This is a genomic window from Pseudomonas sp. GW821-FHT07G06, from assembly GCF_058986625.1.
This window is the reverse complement of the sequence record NZ_JBYSVW010000002.1, coordinates 188,032-201,795: the sequence shown is the minus strand read 5'-3', so window position 1 is coordinate 201,795 and position 13,764 is coordinate 188,032. Positions and strand designations below refer to the sequence as shown.

General features: G+C 60.2%; 11 protein-coding genes and 1 pseudogene. 7 read left to right on the top strand and 5 right to left on the bottom strand.

Features of this window, described 5'->3' with window-relative positions; all coding sequences use genetic code 11:
- Nucleotides 1-2 precede the first annotated feature (2 nt).
- From motB to AC3WJW_RS04440, 5 genes and pseudogenes are all read left to right on the top strand, one after another.
- Complete coding sequence (gene motB / locus AC3WJW_RS04460) at nt 3-1,049, top strand: flagellar motor protein MotB (protein ID WP_493725253.1); 1,047 nt, start codon at nt 3-5, stop codon at nt 1,047-1,049.
- 260 nt (nt 1,050-1,309) lie between these two features.
- Nucleotides 1,310-3,659 (top strand): annotated as a pseudogene (locus AC3WJW_RS04455) (type VI secretion system Vgr family protein); the annotation flags it as partial.
- Nucleotides 3,660-3,993: 334 nt separating this feature from the next.
- Nucleotides 3,994-6,027, top strand: coding sequence for a T6SS effector phospholipase Tle3 domain-containing protein (locus AC3WJW_RS04450; RefSeq protein WP_493725252.1), 2,034 nt, complete (start codon nt 3,994-3,996; stop codon nt 6,025-6,027).
- Complete coding sequence (locus tag AC3WJW_RS04445) at nt 6,024-7,703, top strand: type VI lipase adapter Tla3 domain-containing protein (RefSeq protein ID WP_493725251.1); 1,680 nt, start codon at nt 6,024-6,026, stop codon at nt 7,701-7,703. Before AC3WJW_RS04450 ends, AC3WJW_RS04445 begins: the two co-directional genes overlap by 4 nt.
- The gene (locus AC3WJW_RS04440) at nt 7,700-7,969 is read left to right on the top strand and encodes a PAAR domain-containing protein (protein WP_007978801.1); all 270 of its coding nucleotides are present in this window, start codon (nt 7,700-7,702) and stop codon (nt 7,967-7,969) included. The genes AC3WJW_RS04445 and AC3WJW_RS04440 overlap by 4 nt, the downstream gene beginning before the upstream one ends.
- 103 nt (nt 7,970-8,072) lie before the next feature.
- On the opposite strand, the gene AC3WJW_RS04435 is transcribed toward AC3WJW_RS04440, so the two are convergent.
- The 4 genes from AC3WJW_RS04435 to rsgA form a co-directional block, all read right to left on the bottom strand.
- Nucleotides 8,073-8,564 (bottom strand): toll/interleukin-1 receptor domain-containing protein, encoded by a 492-nt coding sequence (locus tag AC3WJW_RS04435; RefSeq protein ID WP_493725250.1) that lies wholly within the window; start codon nt 8,562-8,564, stop codon nt 8,073-8,075.
- A complete protein-coding gene (locus tag AC3WJW_RS04430) occupies nt 8,564-9,523 on the bottom strand; it encodes a caspase family protein (protein WP_493725249.1) in 960 nt (319 codons plus the stop codon). Before AC3WJW_RS04430 ends, AC3WJW_RS04435 begins: the two co-directional genes overlap by 1 nt.
- Before the next feature lie 2 nt (nt 9,524-9,525).
- Entirely contained in the window at nt 9,526-9,933 is a 408-nt protein-coding gene (locus AC3WJW_RS04425) for a TIR domain-containing protein (protein WP_007978807.1), read from the bottom strand.
- Between the two features lie 198 nt (nt 9,934-10,131).
- Nucleotides 10,132-11,163, bottom strand: coding sequence for a small ribosomal subunit biogenesis GTPase RsgA (rsgA, locus tag AC3WJW_RS04420; protein ID WP_007978809.1), 1,032 nt, complete (start codon nt 11,161-11,163; stop codon nt 10,132-10,134).
- Nucleotides 11,164-11,269: 106 nt separating this feature from the next.
- On the opposite strand from rsgA, the gene orn reads away from it, so the two are divergent.
- On the top strand, nt 11,270-11,812 hold the full coding sequence (orn, locus tag AC3WJW_RS04415) for an oligoribonuclease (RefSeq protein WP_493725248.1): 543 nt from the start codon (nt 11,270-11,272) through the stop codon (nt 11,810-11,812).
- A 149-nt stretch (nt 11,813-11,961) separates the two neighbouring features.
- A complete protein-coding gene (locus AC3WJW_RS04410; protein ID WP_007973246.1) occupies nt 11,962-12,573 on the top strand; it encodes a trimeric intracellular cation channel family protein in 612 nt (203 codons plus the stop codon).
- An 86-nt stretch (nt 12,574-12,659) separates the two neighbouring features.
- Here AC3WJW_RS04410 and queG read toward each other — a convergent pair whose 3' ends face one another.
- Nucleotides 12,660-13,724 (bottom strand): tRNA epoxyqueuosine(34) reductase QueG, encoded by a 1,065-nt coding sequence (gene queG, locus AC3WJW_RS04405; protein ID WP_493725247.1) that lies wholly within the window; start codon nt 13,722-13,724, stop codon nt 12,660-12,662.
- Nucleotides 13,725-13,764: the final 40 nt, after the last annotated feature.

The window sequence follows — 13,764 nt, the reverse complement described above, 5'->3', positions numbered from 1 at the left end:
TCATGGAAAATAATCAGCCGATAATCATCAAGCGCGTCAAGCGCTATGCCGGCGGGCATCACGGCGGGGCGTGGAAAATCGCCTTCGCCGACTTCGCTACGGCGATGATGGCGTTCTTCCTGGTGTTGTGGCTGCTGTCCACCGCCACGCCGGAACAGAAGATCGCCATCGCCGGTTACTTCAAGGACCCGATCGGCTTTTCCGAAAGCGGTACGCCCTACATCATCGATCTGGGCGGTACGCCGACCATGGCGCCGGAAAACACCCTCAACCCCGAGGTGAAGTCCCAGCCGCAGCCAGACAAGGTCACTGTGGATACCGACCAGGTCGAAGGCATGGCCGAGCAGGTCGAAAAGGAACGCCTCGAGTTGCTGCTGCAGGAACTGCAGAACAAGGTCGAAGAAAACCCGCAGATGCAGAAGTTCAAGGATCAGATCCTGTTCGAAATTACCCCGGACGGCCTGCGTATCCAGATCATGGACGCGGAAAACCGCCCGATGTTCGACTCGGGCTCAGCTCGCTTGAAGCCGTATTTCGAAGACATCCTGCTGGCCATGGCCGACACCATCAAGGCGGTGCCGAACAAGATCAGCATCAGCGGCCACACCGATGCCAAGCCGTACACCGGCACTGGTGATTTCGGTAACTGGGAACTCTCGGCCAACCGTGCCAACGCCGCACGGCGTGCTCTGGTGGCGGGCAGCTATCCAGATGCACAGGTGGCGCGCGTGGTCGGTTATGCCTCGTCGGCGTTGTTTGATCGCGAACATCCGTTCAATCCGGTGAACCGCCGAATCGACATCGTGGTACTGACCAAGAAAGCCCAGCGGGCCATCGAAGGTTCGCAAGGCGCGGAGCCAGCTCCCGATGCACCGCAAGGTTCGGCTGCACCAGGTGCAGCACCGACCGCGCCGGTCGACCCGAATGCGTTGCCGGCGGACAAGGAACCGCTGCCGGCTCACGAACTGCGCGAGCGTCTGAACCTGTTCGATGACCCGGCACCGAAAACGGGTGAGCCAGCCAAACCGGGTGAAGCGCTCAAGCAGTGATGTCCAGTCCTGAAACAGGTTCACGCCTGCTTCAGGACTCGCCCCCGGTACCCACGTATCTACCGCCGCCCCCCAAAAAAACGTACAGGGCCACTAGGTCATTCGCGATTGCGCTGACAAATCCTCATCTAAAAAAGGAAGCGTCCTACATACAAGCTATTTCACAAGCGACTTAATTGCCGCCTTTGGGTTTCGCCAGGAGCATGGACGTGCAGGTCCTGGGGCGACCACGGGTTGCTTATGCCGCAGGAAGCTTGTTAATGGAACTGACAAAAATATCCTCGCCACAGAACCGGCGTCTGATCAAGTTCACCTCCCCGATTGCGAACCAGAAGGAGCTGTTGCTCGAGCACTTTTCCGGCGTCGAGGGCGTGTCGACACTATTCAGTTTCGAGTTGTCGCTGATCAGTCAGGATGCGCGACTGGAACTCAAGTCGTTAATGGGGCAGCCGGCGTCACTCGAGATTGAATTGGCGAGCGGCGAGGCGCGTTACATTCACGGCTACATCAGTCGATTCAGCCTGCAGAACAGTGACGGCGGTCTGGCTTATTACTCGGCCACCTTGAGCCCCTGGCTGTGGATGCTGTCACGACGTGTCGACTCGCGGATCTTTCAAGAGCAGAGCATCGAAGACATCCTGCGCACGGTGTTCGCCCACTATGGCGTGCTGCCCAGGTTCGAGTTCCGCCTGGAGCAGCCGCTCAAGTCCCACAGCTACATCACGCAATACCGCGAGAGCGATCTGGATTTCGTCCTGCGCCTGCTGGAGCGTGAGGGCTTGTTGTTCTACTTCGAGCATACGAAGCAAGAACACCGCCTGATCATCACCGACCATTCGCGCCACCTTGAGCCGCTGGCCCGGCAACCGCGGATCCGCTACCACAGCGCGGCGGTCACCGAGACCGCCGACTCGATCACCCGATGGAGCAGCCAGCGGATTTTGCAGTCCGGCAAGATGGCCATCCAGACCTTCGACTACCGGCAACCGCGCAATCCGCTGCCGGTCAGCATGCCCAGCCTTAACGTCCAGGGTGATGTGCCAGCCTACGAGATCTACGACTTTCCCGGTCATTACAGCCACGGTATGCCTGCAGATGGCGAAGCGCTGGTGCGGCATCGACTCGAAGCCCTGGAGGTCCAGGGCAAGACGTTTGAGGGCGCCAGCAACTGTCGCGCCATGCTGCCGGGCTACACCTTCGAACTGACCCAGCACTTCGATCACGATGCCGATCCCGTGGAGGAACGCCAGTTCCTCCTGCTCAAGGTGGAGCACCAAGGCCGCAACAACTACCTGACGGATCAACCGGCGAGCTACGACAACAGTTTCGTCTGCATCCGCCACAAGATTGCCTTTCGCCCACCGATCATTACCCCGCGGCCGACGATTTCCGGGCCGCTCACCGCCATTGTGGTGGGCCCGGAAGGTGAGGAGGTTTTCACCGACGAACTGGCGCGCGTGCAAGTGCGCTTTCATTGGCAGCGGGCGCAGGACCCGGCCCAGGGCACGACCTGGCTCAGGGTCGCCATGCCCAGTGGCGGCGCCGGCTTCGGCCACCAGTTTTTGCCGCGCATCGGTCAGGAAGTGCTGGTGACGTTCCTCGGCGGCGACATCGACCGTCCCCTGGTGACGTCGGTGCTCTACAACGCCGACCATTTTCCGCCGCACTTCAGTAACGCCACGGGGTTGCCGGGCAATCGAACCTTATCCGGGATCCAGACCCGGGAACATCAGGGCCAGGGCTTCAACGAACTGCTCTTCGACGATACACCCGGCGCGGTGCGCGCCCGACTGGGCACGACCCATCAGGCCACCGCGCTGAACCTGGGCAAGCTCGTCACGCCGCGAACCGACGGGCAGGCCCAGGCGCGCGGCCAGGGCGCCGAACTGCGCAGCGACGCCGCGATTGCCCTGCGGGCGGCCCAAGGGCTGTTGTTGACCACCTACGCTCGCCACGAGGCTCAGGGCTCACAGCTGGACCGCGAAGAATTGCTCAAGCTGTTGGCCGAGTGCGGCGAACTGTTCCAGTCCCTCGGCCAGACCGCCGCTGCCCGTGGCAGCCCGAAGATCGACACCCAGGGCATCGAGGCGTTGCGCCAGTCGTTGAGTCAATGGCCGGCACCCGAAAGCAACAGTCCGGGCGAGCCGGTGGTCGCGGTGGCGGCTGCAGCCGGCATTGCCAGCGCCACACCGCGCTCGCAGGTGCATTACGCCGGTGAAAACCATGACACCACCGCCCAGGATCATTTGCAGCTGAGCAGCGGCGCGGCCATGCGCCTGCAAGCCGGCAAAGGCATCAGCGCCTTCGCCCAGGACGAGGGCATCAGCGCCATCGCCAATCGCGGCAAGGTGCTGGTGCAGGCCCAGGACGACGACATGGTGCTCAACGCGCAAAAGAACCTGCACCTGTCGGCCGCCGAAGGCGAGGTGCTCATCACCGCCCCCACCATCCGCCTGGTGGCCGATGACGGCAGCTACATCAGGATCGGTGGTGGGGTCGAGATCGGTACCCAGGGCAAGGCGATTGTGCATGCCGGCGAGCATGACTGGGTGGGGCCCAAGACCGACAGTGCTGCCGTTCCTGTTTTCGGTCGGGACGGCGCGGACCAACGGCATCGACTGCACTACGACGGTGATCCAGCCGCAATTGTTCAAGGCCAACCCTACAAAATTGCCCTGGAAGACGGCAGCTCGGTGCAAGGCATCACGGGGACTGATGGACTAACCGAGTTGCTCCAGAGAACAGAGATGCAGCTCGCCAATCTCGAGGTTTTTCGCAATACATCCCACCTGGCAGCGAACCCGAGCTCCAACAGTACAGGGGTGGACGCATCAGGCCCTTTTGACCCCAGCATCGGACCAGACACCCGTACCGACGGCAGCTAAGGAAAGTGTCGACCCAGTGATCGACGACAGGAACATGATTTCAAAAGGATATGGAAAGCATGAGCTATACGGATAACGCAGTGATCGCCACCGGCACGAGTCGTTTGCTGCCGAATAGATCCACGGATCGCAACACTGCTGTGCCGCGAGACCTGCCTGGCGTGGTGATTTTCCTGCACGGCGTGAATGACCCCGGGGCGTCCTATGAGTCGGTGGAGACCGGGTTGTGCCAAGGGGTTAACGAGCGGCTGGATCGGCCGGATCTCAAGGCGGGGCGGTATGGGGCAGATTACAGTGCAGCCGAAGCGTTACCTCCTGAGCTGCGGGAGGATGAGCACAAGGCTGCGCTCGATGATCCGGACACCTACCTCTATCAGCGCGATACAAATGCCCCGAAGACCCGCAGCCTGTTGATTCCTTTTTATTGGGGCTACCGGGCCGAACCCGGGGAAATCAAACGCGATAAAAATGGCGATCCAGCCCGCTTGCGCGATCAATTCCTGGACAGGTTCGACAACCGTCTGGACCGCCATTTCGCCAAAGGCGGCGGATTTTTCGCTAACGCCACCAACAATTTGCTGGAAATGTACGAAGAAGGGTTCGGCAAATGGCTGCGCCATTGGGTTCAACCCACCATGCCTAACTCCCTGTACATGGGCAAGGCGCCGCATCGGCGGTACTTCGTGCTGGCCGCGACCCGGCTGGCGATGCTGGTCAGCGAGATCCGCCGCGTCTCACCCGACGAGACCATCACCATCATGGGGCACAGCCAGGGCACGCTGATCACCTTGCTCGCCCAGGCCATGCTGGTGGATCGCGGTGAACGCTGTGCCGACTGCGCAATCATGGTGGCCTCGCCCTATTCGGTACTGCCGGACGCGACGCCGAAAAATATGCGAACCCTGCAGACCCTGGTCGACATCGTGCAACACACCACTCAATCCCCCCATACGCAACCACCCCTCAGTGCCGTGCGCTGTGGCGTACCGGGTTATGGCGGTCGCACGGGGCCGCGCTGGTCACCCGAACAAGGCCAGCGCCTGGGCGCAGACGGGAACACCCTGGTGTTTCCCGAGCGCGACAACCGCGGCAAGGTTTACCTGTATTTCTGCCCGGACGACACCACCGTAGCGCTGGATGATGTGCAAGGCATCGGCACTTACGGCGTGCCGGACGAACTGCCCGATGGCCAGCCGGCCATGACCGCGCTGCAGTCCATGCGCTTCTACCAGCGCCTGTGGACCAAGCGCCTGCGTGACGGCGAGCCGGTACTGGTTGGCAAACCGCCGCAAGCGGACCTCACCCGTGCAGAAGGCGAGCCGCGCTATCCCGGTGGCGGCTCGGTCGCAGCGATAGCCTCGCAAACAGGGATCCGTGAAGGCCAGGAACGCACCATCAATGCCGAACAACTGCACCCACCCCATGCACCGCAGATGTTTGGCGGCGAAGCCGTGACGGGGTCTACCCATCAGGCCGGAAAGGATCGACCGGATGCGGTGTCGCAAAACGCGGCATTGGGCAACCCCGGTGCCACCTTCAAGTGGATTCACGTGACCAACAGTGACACGCGACTCGACCTGGACGAGGGGCTTGTTCGCTGGAATCACGGCAAAGAGCCGAACGACCAGACCCGGGCCCTGCGCCAGACGCCAGTGTCCGGCAACCCGATGCTCAATCGTAAGGACCACTACCGCATCTACCGTGAGGAAACTCCTAACGAAATCCGTGCACGCATGCAGGTTGATCAGAAGGAATGGACTGACAACAGCTATCACTCGGCTGTATTGCGCAGCCCGGAGAACCATCGTTGGGTGACGGCGATGGACATTGCAATTGGGCAGGCCAAGTGCCTGGATGATCCGGTGATGCGGGAGGTGTTGGTGGCGATTGCGGATTGGAAGATGGACAAAAAGCGGTTCGTTGATGAAGTCATGAAGATGCAGGGTTGGTCGCGACTGAGCGCAGAGGCTCAAGCATTGGTGGAGGCCAGCTATTTGAATTACGACAAAGGTAAGTTTCCTTCAATCGACCTGGTTTCACTGACGCCTCCGCGGTTGGTTGTAGCTTCATCAGGAAAAGGAGTACGTCCGTGAAGAGGCGCTGGCAGGACAAATCACAGCAGCCGAAGCTGAAGGGTTATCTCTGGACTGCCGGAGTACTGATAGCTGTTTGGCTTGTTTTTTTGCTCGTCATCATTTACTTGGCACAGGCTGAAAACAGGGAGCTTAGGGACATGGGAGCCGCTATGCGTTGGGGAGTCGCAAGTATTTTTGGCGCGCTGGCAATGATTTACAGCTGTCACTGGCTCGGCAAGACCGAAGCCTACCAAGACGCAGAACTCGAGGCCTACAAATCAAAAGTTATGGCCGAGAGAGCCGAGCACAATGCTACCCAGGAACGCACCTATGCGTTGGAAATACGGGGGGTGGGACTCGCGGTACAAGGGTGGCATCAATCATCGGTGTGGCAAAAAATAGAGAAGAAAGCAGACAACTTTGCTTCAATTTTTTCGAAGGACCCCAATGATTACAAAGCCTCATTAACATCCAGAACAAACACCAACCGCCTTGCTGTGCGAGCTGCTTTCACCTATTCAGCCAGCGACTCAGTGGCCTACTGGCCAATTCCGGTGTTTGCGATAGCACCACCCAAACAGCCTGAAGACGTGGGCGCCGCCGCAAATATTTCAGATGGACGCAACGCCGCGACTCTGGGCGTGACGCTGTTTCTCTGGCAAGACGCGGACAATACCCCGCATGCCCAAAACATGATCGAGCGGCTGTACAAGTTTTTCGACGACAATCCAGAGGTACCGCAAGCATTGATTGTGAGCGAGGATGGTGATGTTACTCGAAACGGCTATCGTGTGGCCGGCACGCCAGGATTGCAAAGCGTGCAGGTTGTGCCAGCGGTGTACACAAGCGTAACCGGTCTTCTGGTCACCCGTTCAGATCGGGTAGACCGCTACATCCGTCCCTTTGCCACCCAAGACTCGGAAGACAACCAGAACACAAGCACCGACATGGGCAAGTTGTGGGCGTTCTACTGGAGTCGTGATGATGCATTTCTTGATTGGTATAAAGAGAGTGAGCGTGCGAAAGGCACTACAGGTCATATTCGTCCTATTACCACCATGTCCTCCACCTACTGGCAATCCCAACTCCCCACTCTCTGGCAAACCCTGAGCAACCGAGGCCCCGGTCATTTCGAACCCTCCCCATGGCTACCGGTGCGCTGGGCCGAGCATCAAGTCAAGGAATTCGATAAAGCCCCGGTGTTGGGTTACCTGCACCGGCCGATCAAAGTCCCGATGCGTGACGAAAACGGCAAACCGCTCAAACCCGCGCTACAGGCCAAGGCCCTGCAAGCAGGCTGGCTGCAGGCTCTGGAAACCCTGCCCAACGGTGAAAAACCGGCGCGGGTGTTTTACGACAGCACCGACAACACCCCTGGCGAGATCGCTCTGACCATTGCGTTGCACGGTCTCAATGTCGATGGAGCCGGTCTCGAATTGGGCAATGTCGACGAGGGCTACGACATCGGCCGACGCTTGGGCAACACCGGCGTCAGTAGCGCCTTGGTCGAAATCAACCTCGCCACGATTGCCAGCTATCAGGAAGGTGGTGTCAGCGCGGTGGTGTACACCGGCGAAGACGGCAGTGTCACCGTGCAAATGGTCCGCCCGCCAGACGAAGCCCGCAAAGCGAAGAACCAGCAAACCCACGGTGTCGACCCGTTCAGGTTTCGTATGCCGGGAGACAAACCATGAGCCATCCCATTTGCCTGGGTGATGCCACCAGCAGCGGTGGCACCGTGGTTTCCTGCCAGCTCGAAGGCACGCATACCCTCAATGGAAAAACCCCGGCGGTGTTGGGCGACAAGGCTTACTGCCCGCTGCATCTGGGCGAGTTTGCCTTCGTCGAAGGGCATCCGCGCCGGCGTATGAACGGCATTCCGGTCGTATTGCAGGGCCATCTCCTGGCCTGCGGTTGTCATGGCGTGGCGGGTACTGCTCAGAATGTGCAGGTGGTCTAGGCCGAAACTCCGGGCTATCTCTTGATTGCGCGGCGGCTGGTGGCTTCAGTTTTTTGCAAAAAAGCCGACAACGATGTCGGCTTTTTTGTCGGCGTTGTCTGTATTAAAAGCCGCGGATGATTCGGGACTTGAGCTCGGCGTGAAAGCGATCCGCATTGGATCTGTTGACGCTGCGCACCGACTCGCTGCCGGTTATGGACTCCAGTGACATCGAGCGCTTGAGTGTCGCTTCATTTCGATAGGCATCGATAAAGAACTCGATGTCCCGGTCGCTGGTCAGCTTCGGCCATTTGTCCAGGTACAGCGGCAGCTCGGTCGGGCCGGTCTTGAAGGAGCAGATGCGTCGGTGGGTGATGGTCGCTTCGCCGATTTCGAACGGCACCCACCAGGACAGTGCGGTTTTCTCCGAGACCACTGCCAGCAGGTGCGTGCATTCGCTGATGTTGCGGGTAATCACCCCGGTGATGTCGTCGGTGGTCTGGGATTCGGCATCCAGCACATCGAGGTAGGTCTTGATGTTGGCCTGGATCAGGCGCGCGTTGATCTTGACCGCGTGGGCGCGGTCCATGTGGCGGTAGCTGATAAACACTGGCATCAGAAGTGTCCCTTGATCGCGAGTTCGCGGTAATAGGCGCCGAGGGCGGTGAGGCGGCAGCCGGTGGAGTGGATGGCGGCGTAGTACATGTGTTCGGCGTCCACCGGTTCGACCAGACTGTGGCGGTTGCACTTTTGCAACTGGGCGAAGACGTCGCCGTGTTCCGGGTTGAATTCAGGCTCGGTGGGCTCAAAGCTGGGGGCGAGGGGGTACACCGACTCCGCTTCGGCAAACCATTCGGGGAGTTTGCGCAGGATCTCCTTGGGGATCAGCGGCGACACTTCGCGCAGGGAAATAAACTGCGAGACGTTGGTCTTGAACACCGGGCGCTGTTCCCAGGCATCGAGGGCGTTGTCGACAAACGAGTAGAGGCTGCCGGGTGTGATCTTGCCCAGGATGTTCGCTGCTCCGCCGTGCAGGGCCTGGAGCAAAAGTCCGGTGAACACGCCGTGTTGCACACCCTCCATCGCCGGCTCTTCCTTTTTGCAGGCGGTCAGAATGGTCATGCCTTCGCCGACCACACTGCCCTCACTGCGCAAGGCGCGCAGTTCGCCGGCCGAGCCGCTCTGGCAGCAATCGAGGATGATCACTTTGTTTTTGATCTTCGTGGCCTTGCTCGCCCAGTTGAGAATGTCGCTGAGGCGAATCCCGTCCTTGGCGCTCTTGTAATCCTGCGGGATCAACATGCCTTCGTCGGTGTCGGTGTCGAAGCTGCCGTGGCCGGCGAAATACAGCAGCGCGACATTGCAGTCCCCGGAAAACAGCTCGCGGATCTGGTCTTCGAGCTTTTCCCGGCTCAGGTAGTCCTCGGCGGAGGTCAGCACGATGTTCTTGAAGTTCGGATCGCCATTGGCGTCGGTCTTCAGCACGGAAGCCATGGCCATGGCGTCATTGCTGCAACCGCTCAGCCGCGAAACGTGGGTGTAGTCGTTGATGCCGATAAACAGTCCCTTGCGCATGGTTACACCGCCGTATGCTGGCGAATTGCACTGATGATGCTGTTGGTGTTCCAGGCACACTCGGCATGTGCCGCCTCACGTACCACCGTGGAAATCCGCTCGGCGCCGAACGGTTTGATCGCAATGATCACCTTGCCCATGCGCTTGGCGATCTCGATTTCCTTGTTGATCCACTTGCTGTAGGTGGAATACATCCCGGCCATGATCAATACCGCCGAACACGGACGGATCTTGTTTTCGATGGCCTCCTCAAGTTGTTTGTCGGTTTTCGCGCCGACAATCGGGTTGTCCGGCGGTACCGAAAAATTCTTGTAGGTGAAACCGGGCTTGGCGTTGAGCAGGCGCACGAGATTGTCGTGGGCGTCGGAGTAGTTCCACGAGTGGCTGATGAACAGATGGTAGGTTTGCATGGGTGTCCCTCGGTGTCGCTGGAGTGCGAAGAGGGTTTGAAACTAGGCGATTACAGGGCGGCTACAAGAGGTCGGCGCGGAAAGAGAAATGTCCTACAAGCGAGCGTGCGCACGTCTTACAGAAAGGTCTGATGTTTAAGCGGGGGAAGATCCAGCCGCCGACCACCCCGCGTAAAGCTGGGCGGTCGGCACGTCTGTTTAGTAGCCGTTTTCCGGCAGACTGGCGATGATCGAGCGGTAGCTGTTCATCCGTTGCTGCTGCACGCGGCCATCTTCAAGGGCCTTGAGCAGGGCGCAACCGGGTTCGCGGTCATGCTTGCAGTCGCGGAAGCGGCAGGTGCCCAGCAGGTCGTTGAACTCGATGAAGCCGGCTTCGACGTCGGCACGGCTGACGTGGCCAAGGCCGAATTCGCGGATACCCGGGGAGTCGATCAACTCACCGCCGCCGGGGAAGTGGAACAACCGCGCGGTAGTGGTGGTGTGGGTGCCCTGGCCGGACAGCTCGGACAGCGGGCCGACGCGGGTCTCGACATCCGGCAGCAGGCTGTTGACCAGCGACGACTTGCCGACACCGGACTGGCCGACGAACACGCTGATGCGTCCGTCCAGTTGCGTCTGCAACTGCTCCATCCCGTTGCCGTGATGCGCCGACACTTCCAGCACCGGGTAACCGAGGGTGCGGTATACGGCGAGCAAGGCATTCAGCGCAGGGGCGTTGTTTTCGTCGATCAGGTCGAATTTGTTCAGCAGCAGCAGCGGTTTGATGCCCGCATGTTCGGCCGCCACCAGATAGCGGTCGATCAGGTTGGCGTGGGGCTCGGGCAGCGGTGCAAACACAATGACGATCATGTCGACATTGGCCGCCACCGGCTTGAGCTGACCACGGCTGTCCGGGCGGCACAGCTCGGTGTTGCGCGGCAGTTGCGCCACGATCACACCGATGCCCTGGTTGCCGGCGCGCCACACCACCTGATCACCGGTCACCAGCGCCGGCAGGTTCGCGCGCAGGTGGCAACGGAACACCTGGCCGGCGAGCTCGCCGTCGCGGGCCTCGACCTCAACCTGCACACCGAAGTGCGCGATCACCAGACCGTGCTGTTCCGGGCCCAGATCGCCGCCCTCAAGTGCCTCGACAGCCGAGGACTCGCGTTTGGCGGCGCGGGCAGCGCGTTCGCCCTGAATCTTTTCGATGCGCCAGTTTTGGCGGCGATTGAGTTGGCGTTTGGCCATGGGTGTTCCGTATAAAGAATGCAGCGATTAGGTAAAACGGCCGCGAGTTTAGCACGCCCGGCCACCGGCCTAGGCTAAACTGCGCAGCATTGCTTAGGAGCCGAACATGCAAAATCCGCAGAACCTGATCTGGATCGACCTGGAAATGACCGGTCTGAACCCTGACACCGACGTCATTATCGAAATGGCCACCATCGTCACCGACAGTGACCTGAACACCCTGGCCGAAGGCCCGGTGATCGCCATTCACCACAGCGACGAAATCCTCGCCGGCATGGACGAGTGGAACACCCGTCAGCATGGCGGTTCCGGGCTGACCCAGCGGGTTCGCGATAGCCGTATCAGCATGGCCGAAGCCGAAGCCGAAACCATCGCCTTCCTGGAGCAGTGGGTGCCAAAGGGCAAATCGCCGATCTGCGGCAACAGCATCTGCCAGGACCGTCGCTTCCTTTATACCCACATGAAATCTCTGGAAAGCTACTTCCACTACCGCAACCTCGACGTGTCCACGCTCAAAGAGCTGGCAGCGCGCTGGGCGCCGGACGTGCGTGACAGCTTCAAGAAGGGCAGCACCCACCTGGCGCTGGACGACATCCGCGAATCCATCGCCGAGTTGCAGCACTACCGCAAGCATTTCATCAAGTCCTGATCGGGCTCCCCTGTAGGAGCTGCCGCAGGCTGCGTTCTCTTGATCTTGATTCTTGAAAAACAGGATCAAAAGATCGCAGCCTGCGGCAGCTCCTACATGGGAATTGTGAAAGTGGGTAGACTGCGCGCCTTTTCGCAAGGACCGCCACCATGTTGCTGATGCTCTACCTGATCGCCATCACCGCCGAAGCCATGACCGGCGCCCTGTCTGCCGGGCGTCGTGGCATGGACTGGTTTGGCGTGGTGCTGATCGCTTGCGTCACGGCGCTGGGGGGCGGTTCGGTGCGCGATGTGCTGCTCGGGCATTACCCGCTGACCTGGGTCAAACACCCTGAATACCTGGTGCTGACCACGGCTGCGGCGATGATTACCGTGTTCACGGCACGCTGGATGCGGCATTTGCGCTCACTGTTTCTGGTGCTCGATGCCATGGGGCTGGTGGCTTTCACCCTGATCGGCTGCATCACCGCCCTGGAAATGGGCCATGGCATGTTGGTCGCGTCGGTCAGCGGCGTAATCACCGGAGTATTTGGCGGCATCCTGCGGGACATTTTCTGCAACGATATTCCGCTGATCTTCCGGCGTGAGCTGTATGCCAGCGTCTCGTTTGCGGCGGCGTGGTGCTACATGCTCTGTCTGTACCTGAACTTGCCAGGGGAACAGGCGATTCTGATCACCCTGTTCGGCGGTTTCCTGTTGCGCTTGTTGGCGATCCGTTTTCACTGGGAAATGCCCAAGTTCGTCTACAACGACGAGGCCTGACGCCGCGATCCCCGTAGGAGCTGCCGCAGGCTGCGATCTTTTGATCTTAAAGATCAAGATCAAAAGATCGCAGCCTGCGGCAGCTCCTACATGAGGCCGTGTTGTTTCAGGGCCCACTCGACGTGTTCGCGGACCAGTTCGGACGGATGCTCGCGCCGCGCTTTCAACGCCTCCAGCACCGGAATCGTCGAAGGCGCATTGCCCAGGCCTACCGCCAGGTTGCGCAACCAGTTTTCGTAACCGGTCCGACGCAGCGGCGAGCCTTCGGTGCTGCTCAGGAATTTCTCCTCATCCCACATGAACAGTTCCGCCAGTTCGGCGTTGTCCAGGTTGTGCCGCGGCTTGAAGTCGCTTTCACCGGACGGGCGGGCGAAGCGGTTCCAGGGGCAGACAATCTGGCAATCATCGCAACCGAACACCCGATTGCCGATCAGCGGCCGCAGGTCTTGCGGGATTGCGCCTTTGAGTTCGATGGTCAGATAGGAAATGCAGCGCCGGGCATCCAGCACGTAAGGTCCGACGAACGCATTGGTCGGACAGATGTCGAGGCAGGCACTGCAGCGACCGCAGTGTTCGGTGGCGTGGGGCGGGTCTACCGGCAGCGGCAAGTCAACGAACAGCTCGGCGAGGAAGAAATAACTGCCTGCCTTGCGATTCAACACCAGGGTGTTTTTGCCAATCCAGCCGAGGCCGGCCTGTTCGGCGATGGCTTTTTCCAGCACCGGTGCACTGTCGACAAAGGCACGGAACCCAAACGGGCCGATTTCTGCCTGAATCTTGTCCGCCAGTTGTTGCACGCGCTTGCGGATCAATTTGTGGTAATCGCGACCCAGGGCATAACGCGAGACGTAGGCTTTTTCCGGTTGGGCGAGCATTTTCGCCATGTGGGTGTCGCCCGCCAGGTAGTCCATGCGCAGCGAAACAACGCGCAAAGTGCCGGGCACCAGCTCCTCCGGGTGTGAGCGTTTGCTGCCATGGGCGCCCATGTAGTCCATCTCGCCGTGGTAGCCGGCGGCGAGCCAGCGCTCCAGGTGTTGCTCGTGCTCGCCCAGGTCGAGGCCGCTGATGCCGACTTGCTGAAAGCCCAGCTCGCGGCCCCAGTCCTTGATGGATTGGGCGAGGGCAGGCAGGTCTGTGGTAATAGAAGGCATGAGGCGAGAGAAACCGGAGCTGAGGTGCGTATAATTCTGC

Excerpts from the sequence above, each read along its gene's own strand:
- motB (WP_493725253.1), top strand. The coding sequence starts at position 3 with ATGGAAAATAATCAGCCGATAATCATCAAGCGCGTCAAGCGCTATGCC.
- AC3WJW_RS04450 (WP_493725252.1), top strand. The coding sequence starts at position 3,994 with ATGAGCTATACGGATAACGCAGTGATCGCCACCGGCACGAGTCGTTTG.
- AC3WJW_RS04440 (WP_007978801.1), top strand. The coding sequence starts at position 7,700 with ATGAGCCATCCCATTTGCCTGGGTGATGCCACCAGCAGCGGTGGCACC.
- AC3WJW_RS04435 (WP_493725250.1), bottom strand. The coding sequence starts at position 8,564 with ATGCCAGTGTTTATCAGCTACCGCCACATGGACCGCGCCCACGCGGTC.
- AC3WJW_RS04430 (WP_493725249.1), bottom strand. The coding sequence starts at position 9,523 with ATGCGCAAGGGACTGTTTATCGGCATCAACGACTACACCCACGTTTCG.
- AC3WJW_RS04425 (WP_007978807.1), bottom strand. The coding sequence starts at position 9,933 with ATGCAAACCTACCATCTGTTCATCAGCCACTCGTGGAACTACTCCGAC.
- rsgA (WP_007978809.1), bottom strand. The coding sequence starts at position 11,163 with ATGGCCAAACGCCAACTCAATCGCCGCCAAAACTGGCGCATCGAAAAG.
- orn (WP_493725248.1), top strand. The coding sequence starts at position 11,270 with ATGCAAAATCCGCAGAACCTGATCTGGATCGACCTGGAAATGACCGGT.
- AC3WJW_RS04410 (WP_007973246.1), top strand. The coding sequence starts at position 11,962 with ATGTTGCTGATGCTCTACCTGATCGCCATCACCGCCGAAGCCATGACC.
- queG (WP_493725247.1), bottom strand. The coding sequence starts at position 13,724 with ATGCCTTCTATTACCACAGACCTGCCTGCCCTCGCCCAATCCATCAAG.